Annotated in this window: 23 protein-coding genes; 15 read left to right on the forward strand and 8 right to left on the reverse strand. The window is 31.9% G+C overall.

The features are described 5' to 3' along the window. Nucleotides 1–85: 85 nt before the first annotated feature. The 3 genes from QLS97_RS04870 to QLS97_RS04880 are packed head-to-tail and all read left to right on the forward strand — an operon-like array spanning nucleotide 86 to nucleotide 2,425. Nucleotides 86–646 (forward strand): RNA polymerase sigma factor, encoded by a 561-nt coding sequence (locus tag QLS97_RS04870; RefSeq protein WP_282714609.1) that lies wholly within the window; start codon nucleotides 86–88, stop codon nucleotides 644–646. Beyond that, the gene (locus QLS97_RS04875; protein ID WP_282714611.1) at nucleotides 633–1,352 is read left to right on the forward strand and encodes a hypothetical protein; all 720 of its coding nucleotides are present in this window, start codon (nucleotides 633–635) and stop codon (nucleotides 1,350–1,352) included. The genes QLS97_RS04870 and QLS97_RS04875 overlap by 14 nt, the downstream gene beginning before the upstream one ends. A gap of 32 nt (nucleotides 1,353–1,384) precedes the next feature. Then, nucleotides 1,385–2,425, forward strand: a complete 1,041-nt coding sequence (locus tag QLS97_RS04880; RefSeq protein WP_282714612.1) for a hypothetical protein — start codon at nucleotides 1,385–1,387, stop codon at nucleotides 2,423–2,425. Between the two features lie 69 nt (nucleotides 2,426–2,494). Here QLS97_RS04880 and QLS97_RS04885 read toward each other — a convergent pair whose 3' ends face one another. After that, entirely contained in the window at nucleotides 2,495–3,586 is a 1,092-nt protein-coding gene (locus tag QLS97_RS04885) for an ATP-binding response regulator (RefSeq protein WP_282714613.1), read from the reverse strand. Next, nucleotides 3,573–5,582 carry a sensor histidine kinase gene (locus tag QLS97_RS04890; RefSeq protein WP_282714615.1) on the reverse strand — a complete coding sequence of 670 codons (2,010 nt, stop codon included), beginning with the start codon at nucleotides 5,580–5,582 and terminating at the stop codon, nucleotides 3,573–3,575. Before QLS97_RS04890 ends, QLS97_RS04885 begins: the two co-directional genes overlap by 14 nt. Nucleotides 5,583–5,769: 187 nt before the next feature. Between QLS97_RS04890 and QLS97_RS04895 the strand changes: the two genes are divergently transcribed. After that, entirely contained in the window at nucleotides 5,770–6,561 is a 792-nt protein-coding gene (locus QLS97_RS04895) for a response regulator transcription factor (RefSeq protein WP_282714616.1), read from the forward strand. 844 nt (nucleotides 6,562–7,405) lie between these two features. Then, complete coding sequence (locus tag QLS97_RS04900) at nucleotides 7,406–7,882, forward strand: hypothetical protein (RefSeq protein ID WP_282714617.1); 477 nt, start codon at nucleotides 7,406–7,408, stop codon at nucleotides 7,880–7,882. A 26-nt stretch (nucleotides 7,883–7,908) separates the two neighbouring features. Here the strand turns inward: QLS97_RS04900 and QLS97_RS04905 are convergent, their stop codons facing one another. Both QLS97_RS04905 and QLS97_RS04910 read right to left on the reverse strand, forming a co-directional pair. Beyond that, on the reverse strand, nucleotides 7,909–8,280 hold the full coding sequence (locus QLS97_RS04905; RefSeq protein ID WP_282714619.1) for a response regulator: 372 nt from the start codon (nucleotides 8,278–8,280) through the stop codon (nucleotides 7,909–7,911). Nucleotides 8,281–8,285: 5 nt separating this feature from the next. Beyond that, a complete protein-coding gene (locus QLS97_RS04910) occupies nucleotides 8,286–11,852 on the reverse strand; it encodes a PAS domain S-box protein (RefSeq protein WP_282714621.1) in 3,567 nt (1,188 codons plus the stop codon). Nucleotides 11,853–12,154: 302 nt separating this feature from the next. Here QLS97_RS04910 and dnaG point away from each other — a divergent pair, with 302 nt between their 5' ends. After that, the gene (gene dnaG, locus QLS97_RS04915) at nucleotides 12,155–14,131 is read left to right on the forward strand and encodes a DNA primase (RefSeq protein WP_282714623.1); all 1,977 of its coding nucleotides are present in this window, start codon (nucleotides 12,155–12,157) and stop codon (nucleotides 14,129–14,131) included. Between the two features lie 118 nt (nucleotides 14,132–14,249). On the opposite strand, the gene QLS97_RS04920 is transcribed toward dnaG, so the two are convergent. Then, a complete protein-coding gene (locus QLS97_RS04920; protein ID WP_099714433.1) occupies nucleotides 14,250–14,879 on the reverse strand; it encodes a response regulator transcription factor in 630 nt (209 codons plus the stop codon). Nucleotides 14,880–14,973: 94 nt separating this feature from the next. Continuing rightward, on the reverse strand, nucleotides 14,974–15,774 hold the full coding sequence (gene nadE, locus QLS97_RS04925; RefSeq protein WP_282714626.1) for an NAD(+) synthase: 801 nt from the start codon (nucleotides 15,772–15,774) through the stop codon (nucleotides 14,974–14,976). A gap of 100 nt (nucleotides 15,775–15,874) precedes the next feature. On the opposite strand from nadE, the gene gldB reads away from it, so the two are divergent. Further along, nucleotides 15,875–16,831 (forward strand): gliding motility lipoprotein GldB, encoded by a 957-nt coding sequence (gldB, locus tag QLS97_RS04930; protein WP_282714627.1) that lies wholly within the window; start codon nucleotides 15,875–15,877, stop codon nucleotides 16,829–16,831. After that, entirely contained in the window at nucleotides 16,831–17,166 is a 336-nt protein-coding gene (gene gldC / locus QLS97_RS04935) for a gliding motility protein GldC (RefSeq protein WP_091165314.1), read from the forward strand. Before gldB ends, gldC begins: the two co-directional genes overlap by 1 nt. A 78-nt stretch (nucleotides 17,167–17,244) precedes the next feature. Here the strand turns inward: gldC and yihA are convergent, their stop codons facing one another. Together yihA and QLS97_RS04945 are read right to left on the reverse strand one after the other, a co-directional pair. Further along, nucleotides 17,245–17,865, reverse strand: coding sequence for a ribosome biogenesis GTP-binding protein YihA/YsxC (yihA, locus tag QLS97_RS04940; RefSeq protein WP_282714629.1), 621 nt, complete (start codon nucleotides 17,863–17,865; stop codon nucleotides 17,245–17,247). Between the two features lie 33 nt (nucleotides 17,866–17,898). Then, a complete protein-coding gene (locus QLS97_RS04945) occupies nucleotides 17,899–18,672 on the reverse strand; it encodes an alpha/beta fold hydrolase (RefSeq protein ID WP_099714437.1) in 774 nt (257 codons plus the stop codon). 381 nt (nucleotides 18,673–19,053) lie between these two features. On the opposite strand from QLS97_RS04945, the gene mraZ reads away from it, so the two are divergent. The 7 genes from mraZ to murD are packed head-to-tail and all read left to right on the forward strand — an operon-like array spanning nucleotide 19,054 to nucleotide 26,792. Further along, a complete protein-coding gene (gene mraZ, locus QLS97_RS04950; RefSeq protein ID WP_099714438.1) occupies nucleotides 19,054–19,527 on the forward strand; it encodes a division/cell wall cluster transcriptional repressor MraZ in 474 nt (157 codons plus the stop codon). Beyond that, nucleotides 19,502–20,410 (forward strand): 16S rRNA (cytosine(1402)-N(4))-methyltransferase RsmH, encoded by a 909-nt coding sequence (rsmH, locus tag QLS97_RS04955; RefSeq protein WP_282714631.1) that lies wholly within the window; start codon nucleotides 19,502–19,504, stop codon nucleotides 20,408–20,410. Before mraZ ends, rsmH begins: the two co-directional genes overlap by 26 nt. A gap of 11 nt (nucleotides 20,411–20,421) precedes the next feature. Continuing rightward, nucleotides 20,422–20,769 carry an FtsL-like putative cell division protein gene (locus tag QLS97_RS04960; protein WP_131991875.1) on the forward strand — a complete coding sequence of 116 codons (348 nt, stop codon included), beginning with the start codon at nucleotides 20,422–20,424 and terminating at the stop codon, nucleotides 20,767–20,769. After that, the gene (locus tag QLS97_RS04965; RefSeq protein ID WP_282714635.1) at nucleotides 20,760–22,763 is read left to right on the forward strand and encodes a penicillin-binding protein; all 2,004 of its coding nucleotides are present in this window, start codon (nucleotides 20,760–20,762) and stop codon (nucleotides 22,761–22,763) included. The genes QLS97_RS04960 and QLS97_RS04965 overlap by 10 nt, the downstream gene beginning before the upstream one ends. Continuing rightward, on the forward strand, nucleotides 22,760–24,223 hold the full coding sequence (locus QLS97_RS04970; RefSeq protein ID WP_282714636.1) for a UDP-N-acetylmuramoyl-L-alanyl-D-glutamate--2,6-diaminopimelate ligase: 1,464 nt from the start codon (nucleotides 22,760–22,762) through the stop codon (nucleotides 24,221–24,223). The genes QLS97_RS04965 and QLS97_RS04970 overlap by 4 nt, the downstream gene beginning before the upstream one ends. A 6-nt stretch (nucleotides 24,224–24,229) precedes the next feature. Continuing rightward, nucleotides 24,230–25,459, forward strand: a complete 1,230-nt coding sequence (mraY, locus tag QLS97_RS04975) for a phospho-N-acetylmuramoyl-pentapeptide-transferase (protein WP_282714637.1) — start codon at nucleotides 24,230–24,232, stop codon at nucleotides 25,457–25,459. A gap of 1 nt (nucleotide 25,460) precedes the next feature. After that, the gene (gene murD, locus QLS97_RS04980; RefSeq protein ID WP_282714639.1) at nucleotides 25,461–26,792 is read left to right on the forward strand and encodes a UDP-N-acetylmuramoyl-L-alanine--D-glutamate ligase; all 1,332 of its coding nucleotides are present in this window, start codon (nucleotides 25,461–25,463) and stop codon (nucleotides 26,790–26,792) included. The last annotated feature ends 29 nt before the right edge of the window (nucleotides 26,793–26,821 follow it).

Below are 26,821 nucleotides of genomic sequence, written 5' to 3' on the forward strand. Positions count from 1 at the left end.
TGTAAAATAATTTTTTTTTCTATTTAGGATGCAACCTTTTTGCAATCCAACTCGTCTATACTTATAGAAACACTTTATAAAGATTTTGAAAGTAATCAACTTACATCAGGAGGAAAATGAATTAATCCAGTTAGCTGTCGAAAACAATCGGCAAGCGCAACAGCAAATTTACACCCAATTTTCTCCAAAAATGTTAAGCGTTTGCCGCCAATATATAAAAGACATTCATCTGGCCGAAGATATTATGATTACTGCTTTTATGAAAGTTTTTACCCATCTGAAGAATTTTCAACACAAAGGAAGTTTCGAAGGTTGGATTAGAAGAATTATGGTTAACGAATGTATTTCTTTTATCCGAGTAGAAAAAAAGCTAAAATATAGTGAAGATGAAACCTATTTTGAAGAAAGCTTCAATAACATCGAAAGCCAATTTTCAATAGACGACATTCAGTTTTTGATAGACAGTTTGCCGGATGGCTATAAAATGGTTTTCAATTTATATGCTATCGAAGGATATAAACATCACGAAATTGCTAGTATGCTAGGGATTAATGAAGGAACATCAAAGTCGCAATTGTCACATGCCAGAAAAATGCTGCAAGGACAGATTTGCAAATTAAAAAATTACAGTTATGGAACCGAATAAATTAGAAACACAGTTCAAAGAGCAGTTAAATTCTAGGGAGATTAAACCTTCAGAAATGGCTTGGAGCAAATTGGATGCAATGCTTACCGTTGCTGACCCGAGCAATAGCGAACAGGCGAAGCAAAAACCAAAAACTAAATACCCTTGGATGTTTATAGCGGCAAGTTTTGTTGGATTTCTATTGATAGGAACAGTTTATTTCAGTCAAAAAGGAAATGCAATTGAAAACCAAGAAAATGAGGTTGTTATTCAGAATTCAGTTGCTCCAAAAACTATTGTTGTTCCAGAGAATACTATAAAAATAAAAGAGGAAGATGAGAAAGGCTTAGTTGCCAATGTTGTCCAAAAATCAACTTCGGGAACTAATAAAACTCCAATTTTAAGAGAAAAATTGATAGCCGTTAACAATAATTCAAATCAAAATCAAGTAGCAGAAGTTTCAATCAGTAATCAAAAATCAGAACAAAAATTAATCAAATCACAAATCAGCGATGTTACAGTTGACAAACTGTTAGCAGTTGCTGGAAATCCTTCGAAAAAGGAAAATCAATTGAGCCAAAAACCGGTTGTACATGTAAATGCAAGTAATTTACTGTCGCAGGTTGATGGAGAATTAGAACTTTCCTTTAGAGAAAAAGTAATCAATAAAGTAAACAAAAATTACCAAACGGTAAAAGTCGCGTTGGCCAATCGTAACTTAGAATAAAAATCATCAATCACCTTTAAAATCAAATCACCATGAGAAATTTCACCATTTACTTAGTAACACTGTTATGCTTTTTTGCCGGCAAAATGCTGGGACAGGAAACATTTGAACAACGAGCAAAAACGATTGCTCTAAAAATTGAAACCATTACAAAAGAAGAAAAAGCTGCGCTGAAAATAGAAGTTGAGGCAATTAATAATCAATTAATCAATGGTACAATTACAAGAGAAGAAGCGGAGAATAAAAAGAAATTATTGGCAGAAGCCAGAGCAATCAATATCGAATCAAGAGTAGCAGTAGAGCAAGAAGCATTAAAAAACTTGGTTCAGGAAAAAGTGGATGGAAAAATTAAAGAACAGGATTCTATTCGGACCTATAGGTTTTCTTTCCATACAAAGAAGCATAAGCATGACTTTAAAGATACAATTCAAGGAGAAAGGCGAACAACGTCACAATTTATTTTTGCTGCCGGTTTGAATAATTTAACCACAGATAGTAAATTAGAAGACTCTGATTATAGATTTCTGGGTTCTCATTTCTACGAATTAGGCGTTTCGTATAACAGCAGAATTGCAAAAAACAACAATTTGCTTCATGCTAAATATGGCTTGTCAGTGATGTACAATAATCTTCGTCCTACTGATAATCGTAGTTTTGTAATCAATGGTAATCAGACTAATCTGGCTGTTAATCCCATTGATATTAAAGATTCTCGTTTTAGAAATGTATATTTAGTAGCGCCAGTTCATTTAGAGTTTGATTTTTCGGGTAAAAAAATGAAAGAGGATAAATCATTTTTTAAAACGCATCAAAGTGTTCGTTTTGGAATAGGAGGTTATGCAGGAATCAATTTAAAATCAAAGCAAATTATCAAGTATGATGACAATGATTTAAAAGCTACGGAAAAAACCAAAGGGGATTTTAATACGAGTAATTTCATCTATGGTTTGAGTACTTATATTGGATATAAATCTACCAGCTTGTACTTGAAATATGATTTGAATCCTTTATTCAAAGACAATGCGGTGAAACAAAACAATGTTTCTTTAGGATTGCGTTTTGATTTCAATTAGAAATTGTTTTAGTTAGTTTTATAGTCTGAAAAGCGCTTCGAAAAAAGCGCTTTTATTATTGATATAATTTTAGTCAAGATTTGTAGTTTTATATAAAGGTAGAAATATTTTAATAGCGGTACCTTCGTTCTCTTTTGAAATGATGCTAAAAACTCCTTTTGATTCCCGTATTATATTTTTGCTTAGAAAAAGACCTAATCCTAGTCCTTGTTGTTCTCTTTCTTCGCGATTAAATTGTTGAGAAGCACCAATTTTATTTAATTCTTCTTCACTCAACCCAATTCCAGAATCATTTATATTGATTTCATAATATTTATCATCATACTTAGTACCTGAAACTATAATCTTTTTGTCAGCTGAAGAGAATTTTAATGCATTGTCTATTAATTCAAAAAAGATGAATTCCAAATGCTCTTGACTAAATTTAATTATTGCTTTATCAATATCAAAACTGATTCTTTTTTCCTGCCCTTCATAAATCTTAAAAATTTTTTCTTTAGTATTTAAAAATGTATTTAATATTTCAGAACTTGAATTGTCATTAAATTTAATCGAATTATTTTTAAGATTTTGATAAAGAATTATATTTTGCATTGTTCTATTTAATCGTTCTCCTGACATTTTAATCGATTCATAAAATGCTAAAACTTCTTTTCTGTCAAGACTACCTTCATCTTTCATTAGAAGCTTAATCGATCCTAAAATTCCATTGAGAGGAGTATTGATTTCATGTAGGAAATATTTTTTTTTACCCAAATATAAATTAGTATGATTATTTTTTATTTTTTCAAATCGTTCTATTTTTGATTCTATTATAGATGTTAATTCTTTTATTTTAAATGGTTTATAAATAAAATCATCAGCGCCATCTAATAGACATTTCCTCATCAGGTTATTTTCTTTTTTGGCAGTCAAAAAAATAAAAGGAATTGAGTTCAAAGAATGGATTTCTTTAATTATTTCATGAAATGTATTGCCATCCATCACGGGCATCATTATGTCGCATATAATTAAGTCTGGGGACCAATATTCTAATAGATCTAATGCTTCTTGGCCATTGCAGGCTGTTTTGACGTCGTAATTCTCATAGTTAAGGAGTTCGCTAATAGTTTCTCTTAAATTTAATTCGTCATCTACTAAGAGTATTTTATTTTTGTTCATAAGGAAAAATTAGTTTTATTTTTGTTCCGAAGTTTTCTTTAGTTTTTAATTCGATTCTTCCGTTTAAAAAATCTGTAAATTGTTTTACTATAGGCATGCCTAATCCAGAGCCCATAATGGTACTGGTATTTGAGGCTCTAAAAAAGGAAGTGAATATGTGTTGAATTTCATTTTCAGGAATTCCAATTCCATAATCGATTACCTCTATTAGAATTTCTTTTTCTAAATATTCTATGTTTAGACCGGGGTTTCTTCTATTTTCAGAATATTTAAATGCATTACTGATTAAGTTAGTTAAAATGTGCACCATTAATGTTTCATCAGTAAAGAGCACTTGTTTTTTACCTTCGATTTCTAATTCAATTTTTCGTCCATCATGAGAATTATTAAAATAAGTACTGATTAATGTCTCAATGAATTTTTTGAAATCAATAGACTTTATATTTTTTTTAATATTTGTGGACTCATATTTTCCAAAAATTAAAATATTGTTCATTAACTGAGTCATTCTGTCCACTTCATTTTTAATTCTTGAAGTGATGGATTCCAGATTATTAGTTGCTTCTTTTTCAAAATTCTTTGTTTTAATATCAATAAGTTCTGCATTAGAATAAATAACAGTTAAAGGTGTTCTAAACTGATGGGATGCCATGGCTACAAAATTAGATTTCAACTCGTTGAATTTTCTTTCTTTTAATAGCGCTGTTTTAATTTCTTCTTCGGCTTTTATTCTTTCACTTATATCTCTACTGGAGGATTGAATTTTTGCAAACTGATTTTCAACTTCAAAAATAGCCTTGGTTGTGCTTTCTAGCCAGATATAACTTCCGTCTTTTTTTCTATAACGATATGTAATTGTTCCAGTTTGTAAATGTTTGATGCTGCTATTATGATATTTTTGAAGTTTTGGCAAGTCATTTTTATGTATAAAATCCCAAGGACTTTTATTGATCAATTCTTCTGGGGTGTATCCGATAATTTCTGTTGAAGAATTTGAAACATAGCTATAATCTCCATTGTTTAAATGTTGTGTAATTAAATCAGTGGTATTTTCGGCAATAAATCTAAATTTTTCTTCTGACAACTCTAGTTGTTTTTCTTTTTCTTTAATTTCGCTGATGTCGATATAGGTTCCAATAATTTTTATGGGTCTGCCTTGTTTGTTTTTTTTCAATAAACCGGAATATTTTACCCAAACAGTACGTCCATCTTTATGAATCATTCTTGCTGTTCCGTAATAATTAAGGGATTTTTCAGATATGAAATTTTCTAAATCTATTGTAATTTGCAGGAAATCTTCAGGATGGGTACTGTTTTTCCAAAATTCAGCATCATCTGTGATCTCATCGTTAGTGTAACCTAATATTTTTACCCAATTATAGGAAAAAACATTTTTATTGGTGCCGATATATAATTCCCACATAGCTTGATTAGAACCTTTCATGTAGAAGTCAAATTTTTCTAAAGTAGCTTCTAATTTTAAAATGGTTTTGTCTTGATTGAGTCGGAGCCCAATATTTTTAGAAACGGTATGTAAGGCATATACTTCTTCATCTGCCCATTTTCTTTCCGTTTTGCAATCATCATAACCAATCCATCCCCAAAAGAGATTGTCGGAAAAGATTGGAGTGAATAAGTAGGATTTTATGCCTTGCATTTCCATAAGTTCCCGGAAATAATCATTTTTACTATCTTTTACAAGTCCATAAAGAGGTTCGTTTTTTACTAGTGTTTCATAAAGTCCTGGGAAAGCTTCATAAGTAAGGCCACTCAGATTTGGACTATCAATGTAAGGTTCAATATCGTTATTGCACCATTCATGGGTATAGTAAAGCTTTAGCCCGTCATTTTCGTTTCGATTTTTAAAAATATAACATCTGTCAATTTCTTGGGTTTTGCCAATATCAGTAATGCAAAAATTTAGTGCATCGTCGATTGAACCCTCTTTTAAAAGATGATTATTCGCTTTTGAAATGCTCAATAAAAGATTTTTCATTGATTTACTAATGTTTAAATTACTTAAATTATGTTTTTTATAAAATGAAATAATAAATAAGCGTGATTTCTTTTGAAGAAATTAAAAAAAATAAAGGTATTTTAATTTTAATTTTGGAGGAATACAAGTACTTATAATTTAAATAAAAAAATCAATAAGTTAAAATGTAAATAATTAGTTTAGTACAATGAGAAATCAAAAAATAAGAATAGTATTAATTGAAGATGATAAAGCGCTCGGAAATTCTATTTTAGAGTTGTTGGCGTTGAATGATTTTGATGTTAATTGGTTTAAAGATGGTCTTGAAGCACTTGTTTATTTAAATAAGAGAACTCCTGATATTGTTATTAGTGATTTGATGATGCCTCATATGGACGGTGAAGAATTATTTTTGAAAATCCGAAAAAACAGTAAATTTAATACAATTCCATTTATTATGATTACTGCAAATACGGATGATGATGTTAAATTTAAACAACTGGAAAATGGCGTTAATGATTTTATAATGAAGCCTTTTAAGGTGAAAGAATTGATATATAAAATTAAAAGTGTAATTGAACTTAAAAAAAGTATTGAAAAAAAATTTAGTCCTGATCCATTTTCAAAAGTAACGATCAAGTTATCTGAAAAAGATTTCTTAATATCATTAAACGAAATTCTTATAAAAAATCTAAAATCAAAAATAGATGTGAATGAACTCTCCATGCATCTTTTTATTAGTAAGTCAACTTTAGATAAGCGAATCAGGAAGCGTACTAATAAAAATATAAGTCAATATATGAGGGAGTTCAGATTGGATTATGCTATTAAATTGATTCATTCAGGAGAAAGAAATATTCAATACTTAGTAAGCGAAACAGGATTTAGTTCATTTTCATATTTTACTACAAGCTTTAAATCGTATCTGAATGTAACTCCCAGAGATTATATAAAATCGATTCAGATTGAAAAAAATGCTAAAGATCTTAAAATTGGGTAAGCTGCTAAAAATGTTTAATTTAGCTAATGAAATAAAGACATTTAAAAAAGTATAATAAAAGTTATTTTAGTATGCTTTTTTATTTTATAAAGTATTTTGGAAGAGTTTTTTTTATTTATTAGTCTATAATTTTAAATTATCAGTAAATAAAAAATAAAGCATATACAAATGATATATTTTAAACATTCCGTTTAAAGTATTTTTCAAGATTTAATGAGTAGTTATTACAAACGATTTAAGTATTGACGTGATATTTTGACGGGAATTAAAAAATTTAGACAATATAAAAAATGTATAGTATGAGAATTAGACCTTCTGATTTTGTTTGGGATAAATTAGATAGATTGTTCATTGATGATCAAGAGCCTCTTTTTAATAATACTTCACGCTTAATAGCAGTGTTTTTTTTGACAATGATATTGATTGGAATTTTATTGATTACTATTGGCAGAAATATTTTGTAAATACAATTGCCCTCTCTTTTTTGAGATTTGAAATCTCATTACACAAGTTGTTTGTTAAAATTCAATAATTTTTTTGATGGAATACTTTAGAATTCATTCGGAATGCTTTAGTGTATGTCCTGAAGTGTTTCAATGTTTTTTAGATATAAAGAGGCTCTAAGAAAGATTTTTTTTAGTAATATAAATTATAAGTATTTTTTTTTAAGCTATAGGTTAAAAAGAATTTTATCTGATTTAGTATCATACATTCACATCTAGATTTGGGGTACTTCTTACCAGACAGCTTACTTGAAAATTTATTTGGGAAATAAATTATAATTACAATTTAGTTAAGGTAAGCTGTTTTTGGTAGGATTTTTTAATTAGTATAGCTGAGAAAGATGAATGTAAATTTTGTAGCAGCAAACAAAACAGAAAATATCTTAGAAGAAAATTCCTTTTTTATTGCTTTTGAATCGAAAGTGATTTTTAAAAACGACAAGGAAAGAATCAATTTATCTTTGAACCATATTTCAAATATTAGAATTGTTAAAAATAGAGATTTGACTACTAATATTATTATATCAATATTCTCCGCTTTATTTTATTTAATAGCAATAGTTCCTGTAAATGACAAAATTGTATTTCAATTATTGTTTTTAGTTTATGTTTCGATTTTATTTATAATCTTTAGTCGGATAAAAAAATACAATTACAAACTTTTAATAAATAATGGTAAGTTTGGTTTTAATGAAATTATAATTTCAGAGAACAACCTTTTTTATGCAAAACGTTTTCTTGCTATGTTTAAACCGAACATAGCAAAAACTGATGTTAACGATGGAATAATTGTAATTTCATGGTCTTGTTCTAGTTAGTATACAGGTAAATTCGTGTCTTTTTACTATTTATTGTTTGTTAATAAATTAGATTCTATAATTTTTTTTAATTCTTTAAAGACAAAAGGTTTTTTAATATAACCTTTGGCTCCTAAATCAATTCCTTTTTTTACATCCTTAAGTTCAACATTTGCACTAAGTAATAATACCGGAATAATTGAATACTCTGAATTTTGATGCTGTTCCATGAAACCATAGCCGTCGAGTTTAGGCATTGTTATGTCGCATATGATAAGATCAGGCTTTATTTTTTTGACTTTGTCTAATCCCTTAAGTCCATTTTTAGCCTCATAAACTTCGTATCCTACAAATGATAAAAACTCACTTATAACTTCTCTTAACTTTATCTCATCATCAATAATTAATAGTTTAGCCATAGTTATTACAATTTGTGTAATGGAAATTGCAAAGTTACTTTAGTTCCTTTTCCTAACTGACTTTCTAATTGGACATTTCCTGAATTTTTCGTGGTAAATGTTTTAACAATATAAAGACCTAGACCAGTGCCTTGAATTCCAGTGGTATTGCTTGCTCTAAAAAAAGTGTTATAGAGTTTTGATTGATCCTCTTCTGGTATTCCAATTCCAAAATCGATAATCTCAATAACAACGGTATCGTCAGTAGTAAAAAGGTTAAAAATGATATCTTCACATCCTTTAGAATATTTGAACGCATTATTTAATATGTTGAAAATCGAGTACTCCATTAGTTTTGTATCTGCAAAAACCGTAAAAGAATCTTTTTCAAAGTAAGTTTGTATTTTTAGATTATTATTTTGATTGCTATAACTATTCTCAATTACATTGATACATAGTTGTTTTAAATCGAATTTTACCGGGTTAAAGTTCGTTTTACCGGAATCTTCTTTAGAAATAATCAGCACGGCATTCATTAAATCGACAATACGGTCAATTTCTTCTGTAATGGTGTTTACTCGTTTTTGAAGAAGTGGGGACTTGGCTGAGTTTTGATCGTCAATATAAAGAGCTATTAATTCTGCACTTGTTCGGATTGTAGTCATAGGTGTTCTAAATTCATGTGAAATAGTCGAAACCAAGTTTATGCGTAGTTCGTTTAATTCTCGTTCTTTTAATAGTGCTTTTTCAATAGCCTCTTCTTCTTTTTTTCGTATTGTTATATCTCGAGAACTTGATTGAAAACCAGTTATTTCTCCCTTTTTTTCAGTCAAAGTTGCTTTTGTTTCAAGCCAAATATAATTTCCGTTTCTTGCTTTAAACCGAGCAATTGTACTATCATCTACTTTTTTAGAAATAAAATCATTAAAACTCTCCTGAAGGTATTTTAAGTCTTCTGGATGGGCTAAATCTAGGGGTGATTTTCCTAACAATTCTTCAGGAGCGTAATCTAAGAGCTTTTGTATTGATGGTGAAACATATTGGAAAGAAGTGTCTAAATTATGCAAACAAACCAAGTCGACCGTATTGTCTGCAAGAAGGCGGTACATGTTTCGGGCTTCGTTAAGCTGAATGGTTTTGTTGCGATTGTTCTCTTCGATTAGTAATCTATTTTCACTCTCTATTTTTTTTCTTTCGGTAATGTCTATTATCTGGACTATATAATGCTTGATTTTATTCTTATTATTTTTTGCTAAGGAAACGGACATATGTGCCCATACGATAGATTTATTTTTATGAATGAACCTTTTTTCTGAACTGAAGTTAGCTATCTTTCCACTGTCTAGTTTTTCTTTATAATCCAAATCAAGAGTCAAGTCTTCATAATGGGTGATTTCCTGAAATTTCAGAAATTTCATTTCTTGACTGGAGTAGCCTAGCATTTCACAAAGTCTTTCATTCACTTCTATATAATACCCCTCTATATTAACCAAAGCCATTCCTACTGCAGAATTCTCAAAAGCACCTTTAAATTGTTCTTCGCTTTGTTGTAATTGGTCTGTAAGTTTTTTTTCTATTGTGATGTCTTGCATTGCTCCAATCATACGAACAGCCTTACCTTCGTCATTCCTGATAATTATTGCTTTATCATTGACATAAGCATAAGTGCCATCTGATTTTAGATAGCGGTATTCATCAGACCAATTGTAAATCTCTCCATTTATAGCTTCTTCAATAGCTTCAAAATAGGCTTTCCTATCTTCTGGGTGAACAAAAGCCTCGCATTCTTCACCAGTTACAATGTTATTCTCAAATTGATGACCAAAAAGGGAAGAATAACTTTCTCCAACAAATATTTCATCTGTAATCATGTTCCAATCCCAAATCGCATCAGATGTTGCCTTACTGGAATACGTAAAACGTTCATTGCTAATTTTTAAGGAATCTTCTGCATTTTTTTGGGCCGTTATATCGTTGAAAGAACATATTACATACAGCAATTCACCATAATCGCCGAATACAGGTATAGCATCAACCAATAACCAAACTAAATCATTAAATATAGGACGATAAACACCCATGATTATATTATTTATTGGTTTTAATTTTTGGATAGCTTGAGGTACTGGATGTTCCTCAGATGTGAAGTTTGTACCATCTAGATGGATTACTTTCCAAGTATCATCAAAAGAGGTTTTCCCAAGAAGCTGATCCTCGGTGAGGCCTAACATTTCACAAGCAGCTTTGTTGTTTTCTAATATTTCTGATTGTGGTCCCTGAACTAAAATTCCAACAGCCACATTTTGAATGACACTATCGGTAAGTTGTCTGTTTTTAAGAATTTCTTCTTGAATTCTCTTGCTTTTAGTAATATCAACTCCAAAACCTACCATCATTTCAAGAGTTGAATCTTCACGAAAAACTGGAGTAAATTTTCGAGTGTGATATGTTTTTTTGCCATCCGTACGTTCAATTGTATCTTCCCATTCAATTAGGCTTTTAGATTCTAATGCTTGTAAAAACTTGAGGCGTCTACTTTTTGCAAATGAATCATCTCTACCTGTATGTTCTGCATATTCAAAATCGGTTTTTCCAATAATGAATTTTCGCAGTTCATCATTTTTAATGGCCGCTGGATTTAAATACGTATATCTGTAGTTGCTGTCAAAAACGGCGACATCTGTTGGAAGCCTGTCTAATATTTTTTCATAGAATTCTTTTTGGAGTATAATTTTTTGTTGTGCTTCAATATATTTGGTTATGTCTCTGCAATTTCCTATATATTTTTTTTCCCCTCCTTTAATTGATAACTTTATACTTGTAGCATGCCAAACATAATGCCCGTCTTTGTGTAAAACCCTGTAAGTCATTTCATTTTTAATCGCTCCTAAATCTATTGTTTTAAAAAAGGCAATGCACATTTCCACATCATCCGGATGTAACATTAAAATATTTTTTTTGCCTATAACTTCATTTGGTTGGTGTCCTAAATAAAATTCCCAATTTTTTGAAACAAATGTGATTATTCCATCTTGATTAAGCTCGTATAAAATTTCTTTCGAATTATCAATAAAAGATTGAAATTGATTTTCTTTTTCTTTCATTTTATTTTGTAGCTCTTCCTTTTGAATATGCAATTTCAATAAAGACTGAATTTGTAATACAGCGTTGTTTAGGGCCTTTAATTGTATTGGAGAGAGCTTTTTAGGTTTCGAATCCATTATGCAAAAAGTTCCTACAACTAAGTTTTTATTGATGCAAATGGGAAGTCCTACAAAAAAATCTAAGTGAGTGCCTAATGAATTTAAATGGTCTGATGGATTACAAATACTTTTATTAATACCTGAAATTATACTGATTTTATTTTCTCGAATAATATTCTCATTAAACTCTACTATGTCATGTGGTACGGTTATAAAATTTACTCCTATTTTTGCCTTAACTGTTAGTCCAACTGTGTCATTAAATGAGATAAAAGCATATGGTACTTCGCATATTTCAGAAACAAATAATAGAATGTTATTGAATTCTTGTTGAAGATCCATGTTATCAAATAATTTCCTTATTTTTTTTTTATTCTGTAATAAAGGCATAGGTTTTTAAGTAATTGATTATGCTGCAATAAATTGCAATTTTGATTGGGTTATTAAATACAAAATAACGCTTATTTTGTCATAAATAAAAGTTTGTAAAAAATTAATGAATTCTTCTAGATAAATTCCTCTGTAAGAAGAAGATATTTTATTATTTATAAATGAGTAGGTTTGTTTCTTTTCGATTATCGAATGGGATGATTGAGTTGTTTTTACTACAGTTAATTTTATTGATACTTCCGATAATTAGTCAAACTAAACTTTGTAACTTTGACCTTTTATAACTTTGACCCCAACTAAAATTGATTTCAAAAGCCACTGTTGATACTGTTTTCGAAACTGCCCGAGTAGAGGAGGTTATCGGTGATTTTGTGCTGTTGAAACGTGCAGGAAGTAATTTTAAAGGGCTAAGCCCGTTTTCTGAAGAACGTTCTCCATCGTTCATGGTTTCTCCTGCGAAAGGAATTTGGAAAGATTTTAGTTCCGGAAAAGGTGGTAACTCTGTGGCTTTCTTGATGGAACACGAAAAGTTTACGTATCCGGAAGCCATTCGCTATTTAGCTAAAAAATACAATATCGAAATTGAAGAAACCGAGCAAACGGATGAAGAGAAAGCCAATACTGATGTTAGAGAAAGTATGTATTTGGTTTCGGAATTTGCAAAAACCTATTTTCATGATACACTTTTAAACTCTGAAGAAGGTAAAGCTATTGGCTATTCTTATTTTAAAGAACGTGGTTTTACCAATGAAACTATAAAGAAATTTGAATTGGGTTATTCCCCGGAAGCTTGGGATGCTTTTACTAAGGAAGCATTAGGTAAAGGATATAAATTAGAATTCCTGGAAAGTACAGGACTCACAATTCCTAGAGATGACAGGCCTTTCGACCGGTTCAAAAGTCGTGTGATGTTCCCGATACAAAGTATGTCAGGAAGAGTTCTTGGTTTTGGAGGAAGGATTCTTACCAATGATAAAAAAGCGGCAAAATACCTGAATTCACCCGAAAGTGAAATTTACCATAAAAGTAAAGTGTTGTATGGTATTTTTCAAGCCAAACAATCAATCGCGAAATTGAATAATTGTTATTTAGTCGAAGGATATACGGATGTAATTCAGTTCAACCAATCTGGAATTGAAAATGTTGTCGCTTCTTCAGGAACAGCTTTGACGCCAGATCAAATTCGATTAGTAAATAGATTAACAAAGAATATTACCGTTCTTTTTGACGGAGATGCGGCCGGTTTGCGTGCTTCCATTCGAGGAATCGATTTGATTCTTGAAGAAGGAATGAATGTAAAAGTATGCACATTTCCTGACGGAGAAGACCCGGATAGTTTTGCCAAAAAAACGTCTTATGATGATTTAGTTTTATACCTCGAAAATAATGCTAAAGATTTCATTCAGTTCAAAGCATCGCTTTTGATGAATGAAGCCAAGAATGATCCGATAAAAAAAGCAGATCTTATTCGGGATATGGTAGTCAGTATTTCAAAAATTCCGGATAGAATTCAACGTGAAATTTATATTCAGGAATGTTCGCGAATTATGGATATTTCGGAACAAGTACTAGTAAGTACCTTAGCGCAATTGGTACAAAAAGATGTTGTTGAAGTTGGAAAAAAGCAGAAACAAGAGCAAAAAGCTTTTGAAGTTGTGAAAAATGAAAATCCTGTTGATGCAGAGAAAGTAGATACTTTGGGTATTGTAGAATGTGAAATTATAAACATACTTTTATCATACGGAAATGTTTCTGAAAAATTTGAAGGGGTTTTGATTGGAACTAACCCTGAAGGCGAAGTTGGTGAAGTAGTTGTAAAGAAAGAAAGAAAGGTTTATGAAGAAATATATTTAAGTCTACAGGAGGATGAAATAGAATTTGCAACTGGTTTGTTTAAAGAAATATATAATGATTTAATAAGTGTTTATTTGCAAAATGATGATTTTAATTTAGAGAGATATCTAATGCATTTGAAACCGGAATTTGCTCAAATAATTACAGATATTGTGATGAATAATGAGAAATATGTATTGCATAATTGGGAAGGACAAAATATTTTTCCGAAAACTAAATTAGAACAATTGAATCAAAATGTAACAGATAATTTATTTACGTTAAGATGGTATTTGATTAGTCAATTTATAGAAAATGCTAAGAACTCAGTTTCAAAAGAATCTGAAATAGATAATAGTGAGGTAATAGCTGAAATAATGGATTATATTAAACTTAAAACAAAGTTTTCTTATAAAACTGGTAGAGTAGTAGTGAGATATCATTAAAAAACTCTGTATCATCTGAAGCTAATTCAGATAATACAGAGCCTTTGTTTATGGTTATGGATTATAATATATTAATCCATTCTTTTTCAAAAAAACTAGGGAGAGTTATGTCGCGGTACTAAACTATCTCTAAAGTTTTTGCTTTGTTTACCAAGTCAACTAAATTAGTAACATTTAGTTTTGTAAGTAGTCGTAATTTGTACGTACTAATTGTTTTTTCGTTTAGTTTTAGAATATCAGCTATTTCATGATTTTTCTTCCCGTCACTTAGATAGCGTAAAACTTCTACTTCACGATTAGAAAGCTTACGATATAAGCGTTCGCTCTTACTTTGTTTTGCAATTAATGCTAGATTTTTCTTTACGGTTTCGTTTATAATTATCTTTCCTTGGTGGACTTTGATAATTGAAATTCCTAAAGTTTCTAGTTTTTCTTTTTTGTGGATAAACCCTGAAACTCCCGCTTTAATAGCATTGGGCGCATAAATTTGTTCTGAAAGACCACTGAAGATGATAATTTTAGTTTTTGGAAAATTTTTTAAGACTGCTTTAACCTCAAAAATACTGGAAAGGCCTTCCAGCTCCAAATCTAAAACTAAGACATCAATCTCTTTAGTTAAAAGTATATCCCGTACCATCAAAAAATTACCAACATTGGCAACTATTGATATGTCTGCATTATCTTTAAAGTAAGATTTTACTCCAAAATGCACAACAGGATAATTATCGGCTATACATACTTTAATCATGATTTTAAATTTTTAGAATTATTTGTAATTGGAAATGTAAAATTAATAAATAAATTCTGTAATTAATTGTAAATCAATATAAAATGTGACTTCTTTATTCTTTTGGGATAAAACAAACAGGAATTGCTATCATTTTATGTTGATTGATAGTATTTAATCGCTTATAAATTTCGAAAACAATCTTTTCTCTTCCTGAAAAAGCATCCGAAGATTGTCCAGCTTCATCTTGGGTCATTGCCCATTCCAGTTCGTCATAACTAGCTCCTAGTTGATCTTCATCGGTTCTCTCGTCACCAAATAATCCATCAGTAGGTGATGCATTTAAAATGGAATCCGGGACTTTTAAATAACTTCCTAAAAGAAAGACTTCTGACTTCATTAAATCGGCAATAGGACTCAAATCTACTCCGCCATCACCATATTTTGTATAGAAACCAACTCCAAAATCTTCTACTTTATTTCCGGTTCCGGCAACTAATAAACAATGAATGCCAGCAAAGTAGTAAAGCGTTGTCATTCTTAAGCGTGCTCTAGTATTGGCAAGTGATAAATGAAGTCTAGCTGTATCTGAAACATCTGGAACTGCTGTCTTGAAAGTTTCAAAAACAGAGGTCAAATCAGCTTCAATACTGGACACATTATGGAATCTTTTTTTTAATTGTTCAATATGCTCCCGTCCACGAGTTACATGACTTTGTGCTTGATGGATGGGCATTTCAACACATAAAACTTTTAATCCTGTTTGTGCACATAATGTTGAAGTAACTGCCGAATCTACTCCTCCGGAAACCCCGATTACAAAACCATTTACTTTTGCGTTTTCCGCATATGTTTTTAGCCAATTTACGATATGGGCATTTACTTTTTCAACGTGTAATGTGCTTTTTTTAGTCATAATAGTTTACGTTTTAAAAATCAGGAATGTATATTTGCAAAGTCAATTTGTTGCGCACTCGCTTCCTTAGATTCTTTGGAAACAAATTTAATTAATATATATGAAAAAATATCTGTTTCTTGTAGTCTTTTGTCTCTTTATTTTATCCTGTGATAAGAAAAACAAAGTAGAAAGCGCTGTAACAGCAATTCCTGTAGAAGTAAAAGTAGAACGCTTTGATAAAATATTTTTTGAAACTCCACCACAGGATTTAGAAAAAGTAAAAAAACAGTTTCCGTTTTTTTTTCCTCCAGGAAATGATAATAATGTTTGGTTGAATAAAATGCAAGATCCGTTATGGAGAGAATTGTACACTGAAGTTCAAAAAAAATATAGTGATTTTGAACCAGTAAAAATGGAATTAGAGTTACTTTTTAAACACATTAAATATTATTTCCCTAAGACAAAAACACCAAAAGTAATCACTGTAATCTCTGAAATGGATTATAAAAACAAAGCTATTTATGCGGATAGTTTAGTTGTGATTTCATTGGAATTGTATTTAGGAAAGAATCATAAGTTTTATCAGTTTCCAAATTATTTAAAACAAAATTTTGAGGAAAGACAAATCGCGCCTGATGTAGTTTCGAGTTTTTCAGCACGTAATATTCCACCTGTTTTAGACAAAGATTTGCTAAGTCAAATGATTTATTATGGAAAGCAATTGTACTTAAAAGACTTACTTTTGCCGGATTATACCGATGCTGAAAAAATGGGATATTCTCCTGAGCAAATCACTTGGTGCCAAGAAAATGAAAGTTATATGTGGCGTTATTTTATTGAAAAAGAAATGCTTTACAATAATGATCAAAAGTTAATTTCCCGGTTTATAAATCCGGCTCCATTTTCTAAATTTTATTTAGAAATTGATAATGAATCCCCAGGGCAGGTTGGTTCCTGGATAGGATGGCAAATGGTACGCTCTTATATGAAAAATAATGATGTGCCTTTGGTAGATTTATTAAAAACCAATGCAAAAGAAATATTTGTTAAATCAAAATACAAACCCAAAAAGTAATGTCGAATAAAAATACATCAGAGATTAAGTTTCTAATTGAGTTAGATGAAAATCGTGTTCCGGAAAAATTAATGTGGTCTGCCAAGGACGGTGGAGTAGAACAAGAAGAGGCAAAAGCAATTATGTTGTCTATCTGGGACAGCAAGGCAAAAGAAAGCATGCGAATTGATTTATGGACAAAAGATATGCCGGTTGATGAAATGAAAATTTTCTTTCACCAAACTTTAGTGGCAATGTCTGAAACATTCAAACGTGCTACTGATGACGAAAAAATGGCAGATACCATGAAAGATTTCTGTGATTATTTTGCAGAAAAACTGGAGTTAACAAAATAGAGCTGATTCTAAATCAAAACAAAAAATCCCAAAACTAAATTTAAGTTTTGGGATTTTTTATATAATAAAATGTAGTTTCTAAAATTGATTATTATTTTTAAAAACCTCTTGATTTACGTCGTCAATATAAGAAAGTAATTCCTCTTTTCCAGTAGATTCTGTTGCGGAAGTAACAAAATAATGAGGCATTTCAGCCCAATTGTTAGCAAACATTTTCTTTTTGTAAGCTGCAATATGAGAATCGATTTTTACTTTACTGATTTTGTCTGCTTTGGTGAAAACGATACAAAAAGGAATCTCGCTTTCGCCCATGTAAGACATAAATTCAATATCTATAGTTTGTGCTTCATGACGAATATCAATCAAAACAAAAGCGCAAACGAGTTGTTCTCTGGTTTCAAAATAATCCGTAATAAATTCCTGAAAAATAGATTTTGTTTTTTTAGAAACTTTAGCATAACCGTAACCGGGTAGATCGACTAGAAACCAGTTGCTATTAATTAAAAAATGATTTATTAATTGCGTTTTTCCAGGTCTTCCTGATGTTTTTGCTAACTTTTTATGGTTCGTTAACATATTTATCAAAGAGGATTTCCCAACATTTGATCGGCCTATAAAAGCATATTCCGGTAAAAAGTCTTTCGGACATTTGGCTACATCGGAGTTGCTGATAACAAATTCGGCAGTATTAATTTTCATTTTTTCTAGGTGTAAAATTCTCCTCTTTTAGGATTAATGTACTGATAAATGCGTGTGTGTTAACCAATCTTCTAACAAACGATTAAATTCATCAGGATGCTCCATCATCGCAGCATGTCCGCATTTATCTATCCAGTATAAGGTAGAATTAGGTAATAATTTATTGAATTCTTCTGCAACATCCGGCGGTGTAACTTTGTCGTTTTTTCCCCAAATGATACAAGTTTGAACATGCATTTTTGGTAAATCTTTGGCCATATTATGACGAATGGCACTTTTAGCAATTGTAAGCGTTTTTATCAATTTTATTCTGTCGTTTACAGATTCGTAAACTTCATCAATAAGTTCTTTGGTGGCTACTTTTGGATCGTAAAATACATCTTCAGCTTTTTTCTTGATGTACTCATAATCACCTCTTTTGGGATAACTATCACCCATTGCGCTTTCGTAAAGACCAGAGCTTCCGGTTATTACAAGTCCGGCTACTTTTTCAGGATACATTTTAGTGTGGTATAAAGCAATATGGCCACCTAGTGAATTTCCTAAAAGAATTACTCTGTCTAACCCCTTGAATGTGATGAAATCTTTAACATATTTTGCAAAACTCTTCACATTCGTTTTTAAAATGTTTTGAGTATATATTGGTAAATCTGGAATGATTATTTTATATCCTTTTGTAGAGAAGTAACTTGCAACAGCGTCAAAGTTGCTAAGTCCACCCATAAGTCCATGTAAAATGACAATTGGAGTTCCTTCGCCAGCTTCATAATAGCTATATCTACCTTCTTTTTTATAGTGTTTTTCCATTTTTTTTGAATACGGATTTTCAATTTTGACAAATATAGGATTTAATAAATAAAAATGAATTTTTCCAACAATTTTTAATTGTAAAATTATACGTGTTGTTATAAAAACAGACCTCTCTTTTGGGTGTATTTGGCTTCTGAATTTTAATTATTTCGAGCTTGCTCTTACCATTTTAAATTGAAATTTCATTGTATTTCAGCTCCTTTTTTTTATAACATTACCTTTCTTACAAATAAAATAAAAGAGAGCTAACGTTCTGACTGTCCAAAAATTAAGGGTTTTTGTTCTAAAGTGGTTAAACTTATTAACAAAGTGGGATATAGTGGTAAATTGTGGTAATATTTTTTATATTTTTGCTCAACATCATTTAAAACTTTTTGATTGGATACAATTATTGGAACATATGAATGTAAAGTCGATGCTAAAGGAAGGTTGCTGTTGCCAGCACCTTTAAAAAAGCAATTGGCTGCTTCACTTCAAAACGGTTTTGTTTTGAAGCGTTCCGTGTTTCAACCCTGTTTGGAGTTGTATCCTATGAGCGAATGGGATTTGATGATGCAAAAAATCAATAAACTGAATCGGTTCGTGAAGAAAAACAATGACTTTATCCGCAGGTTTACTGCTGGGGTTAAAGTGGTTGAGATAGATGCTTTAGGTAGGTTGTTAGTACCAAAGGATTTGGTGATGTTTGCGAGTATTACTAAAGAGGTTGTGTTCTCATCAGCAGTGAATATTGTTGAGATTTGGGATAAAGATTTATATGAAAAATCAATAAATGGAGAAGATGTTGATTTTGCAGATTTGGCAGAAGAAGTAATGGGAAATATAAATGACGACGACAATGGAATATCATAATCCGGTTTTGCTTCAGGCATCAGTAGATGGTTTAAATATTAAGCCAGACGGCATTTATGTAGATGTGACTTTTGGCGGTGGAGGACATTCGAAAGAAATTCTGAAAAGACTCGGGCCAAACGGAAAGCTATTTGCTTTCGATCAGGATGAAGACGCTTTGGCGAATGCCTTGCCAGATGAAAGATTTACGCTTATTAATGAGAATTTCCGTTTTATAAAACGGTTTTTGCGTTTTTATGGGGTGAAAAGTGTGGATGGAATTTTGGCGGATTTGGGAGTTTCTTCACATCAATTTGATGTTCCGGAAAGAGGTTTTTCTACTCGCTTTGATGCTGAGTTGGATATGCGAATGAGTCAAAAAAATGATTTGAATGCCTATCGAGTTGTGAATGAATATGATGATGTAAATTTAAAAAGAGTATTCTTGGATTATGGTGAATTGAAAAATGCACCTGCTTTAGCAAAAACAATTATAGAATCCAGAGAGGAGCAGCCAATCAAAACAACCGATGAATTGAAAGCTGTTTTGGCGAGGTATTTACCAGAAAGAGTTAGGAATAAAATATTGGCTCAAATCTATCAGGCTATCCGAATTGAAGTGAATCAGGAAATGGATGTTTTGAAAGAGTTTTTGGAGCAATCTTTAGAAATATTGAATCCGGGCGGAAGATTAAGTGTGATATCGTATCATTCGTTAGAAGACCGATTGGTGAAAAGATTCATGAAAAACGGAATGTTTGAAGGGGAGCCTGAACGTGACTTTTTTGGCAATTTTTCTGTTCCTTTTAAAACTGTTGGAAAATTAATTGTTCCTGATAATGCTGAGATAAAAGAGAATAATAGAGCCAGAAGTGCCAAATTAAGAATAGCTGAAAAGATATAATTGTCATAAAAATGAAAAACGGAGTTTACAGCCTATTGAAAGCGCGGTTTCTTATAAATGATGATGCGGTAAAAAACTGGCGGTTTATTGTTTTTGTTATCCTATTGGCCATTGTAATGATTGCTAATACACAACGATTTGAACAAAAAGTATTTCAGATTGCCGAGTTGACAAATCAGGTTAAAGAGTTGCGTTCAGAATTTGTGGACAGACGCTCCGAATTAATGAAATTAAAAATGGAATCGACTGTTTCTGAAAAAATGATAGAAAAAGAAATTTTTCCGTCAACAGTTCCTCCAGTTAAAATAAAAGTTAAAAAAGAAGAAGAAAAAAGCTTTTTCAAAAAAATATGGCAGTAGAAGATAAATACATATCGTACAGAATTTATCTGGTTGCATTCGCTATCTTTTTGATGGCTATTGCGATTGCTGTAAAATTGACAAATATTCAATGGGTTGAAGGTGATTATTATAGAAAATTAGCCAAGGAAAGAACCGTTAAGAATTTTGTGATTCCAGCTAATAAAGGAAATATTTATTCTGCTGATGGGAGTCTTTTAGCGACTTCTATTCCTAATTACGAAATACGTTTTGACGCCGTGGCTCCAAAAGCTGAAGCATTTGAAAAAAATGTTAAGTCGTTATCAGATTCGTTAGCTTCAGTTTTAGGAAAACCATCTAATTTTTTTGAAAACGAATTAAGAAAAGCCAGAGCTAATAAAAACAGATATTATTTAGTTGCCCGTAAATTGAGTTATACCCAGTATTCTAAAATAAAAGGTTTTCCATTGTTTAATTTGGGAGCTTACAAGGGCGGAATTATAATTGAACAGGAAACGGTACGGGAACATCCAATAGGGAAAATTGCAGAACGTACTGTTGGTTATGAAAGGACTACAGAATCTGGATCATTTGATGGAAAAGGAATTGAATGGGCCTTTAGAAAATATTTGAACGGTAAAGACGGTAAGATTTTAAAGCAAAAAATAGCAAAAGGGCAGTGGAAACCCATTCGTGATATTAATGAAGTTGAGCCTCAGGATGGCTATGATGTGATATCAACAATTGATGTTTATGTTCAGGATATCGCACATCACGCGTTATTGAAACAGTTGGAATTGTATGAGGCGGATCATGGTTGTGTAGTAGTTATGGAAACTAAAACGGGTCATGTAAAAGCGATTTCAAATTTAGGAAGAGCGAACGACGGAACCTATTATGAAACCACAAACTATGCCGTTGCCGAATCACATGAGCCGGGTTCTACCTATAAACTGGCAGGTTTAATGGCACTTCTCGAAGATAAAAAAGCGGATACCAGTACTGTTTATGACAGTAAAGGTGGTGAAATAACTTATTTTGGAAAAAAAGTACGTGACTCTCATAAAGGCGGCTATGGGAAAATTTCTCTGGCAAGAGGTTTTGAACTTTCGTCTAATACGGTTTTGGTTCAGGCAGTTTATAATGCGTATAAAAACGAGTCTTCAAAATTTGTAAGTCATCTTAATAATTTTGGATTAAATAAAACTTTAGGACTTTCGATTAAAGGGGAAGGAGTACCTTATATTCCTCAGCCAAGTGATAAAAACTGGTCAAATATTTCACTGCCCTGGATGGCCTTTGGATATGGGGTTCATATTACGCCATTGCAAACATTAGCTTTTTATAATGCGGTTGCCAATGATGGTGAAATGGTAAAGCCTCAGTTTGTTTCTGAAATTAAAGAATGGAACAAAACTATCAAAAAGTATGAGAAAGAAGTATTGAATCCACGGATTTGCTCTCCAGAAACGATTTCAAAATTACAAGCAGTTCTGGCAAATGTTGTAAAAAAGGGAACGGGTTCAAAACTCTATTCGAAAGATTTTTCTATGGCAGGGAAAACCGGTACAGCTCAAGTTAATTATGGAAAAAGCGGCAGATCTGGAATGTATTATGCTTCTTCATTTGTAGGGTATTTTCCGGCGGATAAGCCTATGTATTCTTGCATAGTGGTAGTTCATAGACCCAATACAGCAAATAATGATTTTTATGGTGCTGGTGTGGCAGGCCCCGTTTTTAAGAGAATCGCACAAAAGATTTTTACTGATGCGCCTTCAACAAATGAGATTAAAAACTTGGACAGAAAAATACAAAAACAAGAGCGTAATTATGATTCTTATTTTGTTAAATCAGAAAAGAAGTTGCAATTAATCCCAAATTTGAAAGGAATGTCTGGAATGGATGCGGTCGCTTTATTAGAGAATTTAGGAGTAAAAGTAAGAGCTATTGGAGTTGGTAAAGTGAAAAAACAATCGCTTGCTGCGGGTCAGAATATTGTAAAAAATACAACTATACTATTGGAATTATCATGAGTATATTAAAAGATATATTGTACAAAGTAGCTATCGAAGCCGTAAAAGGTTCGACGGATATTGCTGTAAATAAAATGGATTTCGATTCTAGAAAAATTGAGTCTAATGATGTTTTTATTGCTATTCGTGGCTCCATTTCGGATGGTCACGATTTTATAGAAAAAGCAATTGAGCAAGGCGCCGTAGCGGTTATATGCGATACGTTTCCGGAAAATATTGCAAAAGGAATTACTTATGTTCAGGTAAAAGATACGAATTCAGCCCTTGCATTTATGGCTGCAAATTATTTTGGAGATCCGTCCCAAAACTTGAAATTGGTTGGAATCACGGGAACAAATGGTAAAACTACCATTGCTTCTTTGTTGTACCAATTGTTTAAAAAAGCAGGTTTTAAAGTTGGATTGCTTTCTACAGTAAAAATTTTAGTTGACGATGTTGAATATAAAGCGACTCACACCACTCCAGATTCGATTACGATAAATCATTATTTGAATGAAATGGTCGAAAACGGGGTTGAATACTGTTTTATGGAAGTGAGTTCTCATGGAATTCATCAAAAAAGAACTGAAGCGTTGCATTTTGTTGGCGGTATTTTTACCAATTTGTCTCACGATCATTTGGATTATCATCCAACTTTTGCAGAATACAGGGATGTAAAAAAATCGTTTTTCGATAATTTACCTAAAACGGCATTTGCATTGTCCAATATTGATGATAAAAATGGACAGGTGATGTTGCAGAACACTGCGGCAAAAAAACTGACCTATGCCTTAAAATCGTATGCCGATTATAAAGCGCAAATCCTGGAAAATCAATTGTCAGGTTTGTTGTTGAAAATTAACGGAAATGAGGTTTGGGTGAAGCTGATAGGAACATTTAATGCCTATAATTTATTGGCTATTTATGGAACTGCGATTGAACTTGGTATGGAAAGTTTGGAAGTACTTCGATTATTATCCGATTTAGAAAGTGTTTCGGGACGTTTTCAATTTATTGTTTCTGCTTCAAATATTACGGCGATTGTGGATTATGCGCATACGCCGGATGCATTAGAAAATGTGCTAAAAACGATTAATGACATTCGTACAAAAAACGAACAATTAATTACTGTTGTAGGTTGTGGAGGAAATAGAGATAAAACCAAGCGTCCAATTATGGCTGGAATTGCATCTGATTTGAGCGACAAAACAATTTTTACTTCGGATAATCCAAGAAATGAAGATCCAGAAGTTATTATTGCTGAAATGGAGCTAGGGGTTGCTCCCCAGAATTATAAAAAGACATTGACCATAACTGATAGAAAACAAGCCATAAAAACGGCATGTCAATTGGCTCAGCCCAATGATATTATTTTAATTGCTGGGAAAGGGCATGAAACGTATCAGGAAATAAATGGCATCCGTCATGATTTTGACGACATGAAAATAGTTAAAGAAATATTAGACCAACTCCATAAATAGAAAAATATGCTGTATTACTTATTTGAATATTTAGACAAAATATTAGATGTTCCAGGAACGGGTGTTTTTCAGTACATCACTTTTAGATCGGCGCTAGCATTGATGCTTTCTTTGCTATTGTCTACAATTTATGGTAAAAGAATAATTCGTTTTTTACAAAGACAGCAAGTGGGAGAAACGGTTCGTGAACTTGGTTTAGCGGGTCAAAATGAAAAAGCGGGTACGCCAACAATGGGAGGGTTAATTATCATATTTGCCACTCTGGTTCCGGTTGTGCTTTTCGCAAAACTGCATAACATTTACATCGTTTTGTTGATTGTAACCACACTTTGGATGGGAATAATTGGTTTTATAGATGATTATATTAAAATTTTTAAGAAAGATAAAGAAGGTTTAAAAGGAATATTCAAAGTTGTTGGACAAGTGGGATTGGGGTTAATAGTTGGGACAGTTCTTTATTTTAGTCCTGCGGTTACTGTACGTACGGATACCGGGAAATCGGATGTGTTTAAAGTACCAACAGAAACAGTGATTTTGCCTGCGCCTGTCGAAGAAAAATCTACGGCTACTACGATTCCGTTCTTTAAAAATAATGAATTTGATTATGCCGAATTGCTAGCATGGACTGGTGAGGGATATGAAAAATGGGCTTGGTTAATTTTTATTCCAGTTGTTATTTTTATTATAACGGCAGTTTCTAACGGCGCTAATTTAACGGATGGTATTGATGGACTCGCCGCAGGGACTTCTGCTGTTTCGGTTCTGGCGTTAGGAATATTTACGTTCGTTTCGGGGAATATAATTTTCTCGAATTATTTGAATATTATGTACATCCCTAATTCGGGGGAAATGACGGTTTTTATAGCCGCATTTGTGGGATCATTGATTGGATTTCTTTGGTATAATTCTTATCCGGCATCGGTCTTTATGGGTGATACAGGAAGTTTGACTATTGGTGGAATTATCGCTGTTTTGGCAATTGCTGTTCGAAAAGAAATGCTGATTCCTTTATTATGCGGAATTTTCCTTGTCGAAAATTTATCTGTGGTTTTACAAGTAAGTTATTTTAAGTATACCAAGAAACGCTTTGGCGAAGGCCGAAGAATATTTCTAATGTCTCCTTTGCATCATCATTATCAGAAGAAAGGGTATCATGAAAGTAAAATAGTAACGCGTTTTTGGATTGTTGCCATAATGCTCGCCATACTGTCAATTGTTACTTTAAAATTAAGATAACATGAGGTTAGTAATCTTAGGTGGAGGAGAAAGTGGTGTTGGGACTGCTATTCTGGGTAAGAAAAAAGGATATGAAGTTTTTGTATCTGATTTCGGAAAGATAAAAGGGAATTACAAAGAGGTTCTTATCATTAATGGAATAGCTTGGGAAGAGGAAAAGCATACCGAAGATTTGATTTTGAATGCTGATGTGGTCATGAAAAGCCCGGGAATTCCAGATAAATCTCCAATAGTGAAGAAGCTTATTGAAAAAGGAATTCCAGTATTGTCTGAAATGGAGTTTGCGGCACCTTTTACAGATGCAACCATAATAGGGATTACCGGTAGTAATGGAAAGACAACTACCACAATGCTTACACATCATTTGCTGAAATCTGCAGGGTTAAATGTAGGATTGGGAGGGAATATTGGAAAGAGTTTTGCCTGGCAAGTTGCAGATAATAAATATGATTCTTATGTGTTGGAGTTGAGTAGCTTTCAATTAGACGGAATCTTGAATTTTAAGCCACATATTGCCATTATTACGAATATTAGTCCAGATCATTTAGATCGATACGATTACAAATATGAGAATTACATTGATGCAAAGTTTAGAATTACGATGAATCAAACCGAGGAAGATTACCTCATTTATGATGCCGATGATGAAGCCATTACAGAATGGTTTAAGACACATACAACAAAAGCCAAATTAATTCCTTTTTCATTGACAAAAACTTTCAGCGAAGGAGCTTATATAAAAAACAACAAAATGGAAATTTCAATCAATCACGAAGAGTTTACAATGGACACAGAACATATTGCCTTAGAAGGAAAACATAACATGAAAAACGCAATGGCAGCAACCTCTGTAGCAAAATTGATGCAGATTAGAAAATCTACAATACGTGAAAGTTTATCTAATTTTCAAGGAGTGGAACACCGTCTTGAAAAAGTATTGAAAATTCAGAATGTACAATATATTAATGATTCAAAAGCCACTAATGTAAACGCCACTTTTTTTGCATTAGACAGCATGAATACACCTACAGTTTGGATTGTGGGAGGTGTTGATAAAGGAAATGATTACAATGAATTGATGTCATTAGTTCGTGAAAAAGTAAAAGCGATTATCTGTCTTGGTGTGGATAATAAAAAAATCATTGATGTTTTTGGTAACGTAGTCGATATAATGATTGAAGTCTCTACTATGAATGATGCTGTGAAAATGGCTCAAAGATTATCAGAAAAAGGCGATACAGTTTTATTGTCCCCTGCTTGTGCCAGTTTTGATTTATTCGAAAGCTACGAAGACAGAGGAAAGCAATTCAAACAAGCGGTTAAAAATTTATAAAAAAAGTTTCTTCGTTTTAAGTTGTTTAA

The sequence above is a fragment of the Flavobacterium yafengii genome, from assembly GCF_030010375.1.
Classification (GTDB): Bacteria; Bacteroidota; Bacteroidia; order Flavobacteriales; family Flavobacteriaceae; genus Flavobacterium; species Flavobacterium yafengii.

What these genes read in the sequence shown, in the direction of transcription:
- QLS97_RS04965 (WP_282714635.1), top strand. Translation starts at nt 20,760, where the DNA reads ATGGCAGTAGAAGATAAATACATATCGTACAGAATTTATCTGGTTGCA.
- QLS97_RS04905 (WP_282714619.1), bottom strand. Translation starts at nt 8,280, where the DNA reads ATGGCTAAACTATTAATTATTGATGATGAGATAAAGTTAAGAGAAGTT.
- yihA (WP_282714629.1), bottom strand. Translation starts at nt 17,865, where the DNA reads ATGAAAATTAATACTGCCGAATTTGTTATCAGCAACTCCGATGTAGCC.
- QLS97_RS04890 (WP_282714615.1), bottom strand. Translation starts at nt 5,582, where the DNA reads ATGAAAAATCTTTTATTGAGCATTTCAAAAGCGAATAATCATCTTTTA.
- gldB (WP_282714627.1), top strand. Translation starts at nt 15,875, where the DNA reads ATGAAAAAATATCTGTTTCTTGTAGTCTTTTGTCTCTTTATTTTATCC.
- QLS97_RS04880 (WP_282714612.1), top strand. Translation starts at nt 1,385, where the DNA reads ATGAGAAATTTCACCATTTACTTAGTAACACTGTTATGCTTTTTTGCC.
- QLS97_RS04900 (WP_282714617.1), top strand. Translation starts at nt 7,406, where the DNA reads ATGAATGTAAATTTTGTAGCAGCAAACAAAACAGAAAATATCTTAGAA.
- rsmH (WP_282714631.1), top strand. Translation starts at nt 19,502, where the DNA reads ATGACGACGACAATGGAATATCATAATCCGGTTTTGCTTCAGGCATCA.
- murD (WP_282714639.1), top strand. Translation starts at nt 25,461, where the DNA reads ATGAGGTTAGTAATCTTAGGTGGAGGAGAAAGTGGTGTTGGGACTGCT.
- QLS97_RS04895 (WP_282714616.1), top strand. Translation starts at nt 5,770, where the DNA reads ATGAGAAATCAAAAAATAAGAATAGTATTAATTGAAGATGATAAAGCG.
- nadE (WP_282714626.1), bottom strand. Translation starts at nt 15,774, where the DNA reads ATGACTAAAAAAAGCACATTACACGTTGAAAAAGTAAATGCCCATATC.
- mraY (WP_282714637.1), top strand. Translation starts at nt 24,230, where the DNA reads ATGCTGTATTACTTATTTGAATATTTAGACAAAATATTAGATGTTCCA.
- QLS97_RS04910 (WP_282714621.1), bottom strand. Translation starts at nt 11,852, where the DNA reads ATGCCTTTATTACAGAATAAAAAAAAAATAAGGAAATTATTTGATAAC.
- QLS97_RS04885 (WP_282714613.1), bottom strand. Translation starts at nt 3,586, where the DNA reads ATGAACAAAAATAAAATACTCTTAGTAGATGACGAATTAAATTTAAGA.
- QLS97_RS04920 (WP_099714433.1), bottom strand. Translation starts at nt 14,879, where the DNA reads ATGATTAAAGTATGTATAGCCGATAATTATCCTGTTGTGCATTTTGGA.
- QLS97_RS04875 (WP_282714611.1), top strand. Translation starts at nt 633, where the DNA reads ATGGAACCGAATAAATTAGAAACACAGTTCAAAGAGCAGTTAAATTCT.
- gldC (WP_091165314.1), top strand. Translation starts at nt 16,831, where the DNA reads ATGTCGAATAAAAATACATCAGAGATTAAGTTTCTAATTGAGTTAGAT.
- QLS97_RS04960 (WP_131991875.1), top strand. Translation starts at nt 20,422, where the DNA reads ATGAAAAACGGAGTTTACAGCCTATTGAAAGCGCGGTTTCTTATAAAT.
- QLS97_RS04970 (WP_282714636.1), top strand. Translation starts at nt 22,760, where the DNA reads ATGAGTATATTAAAAGATATATTGTACAAAGTAGCTATCGAAGCCGTA.
- QLS97_RS04945 (WP_099714437.1), bottom strand. Translation starts at nt 18,672, where the DNA reads ATGGAAAAACACTATAAAAAAGAAGGTAGATATAGCTATTATGAAGCT.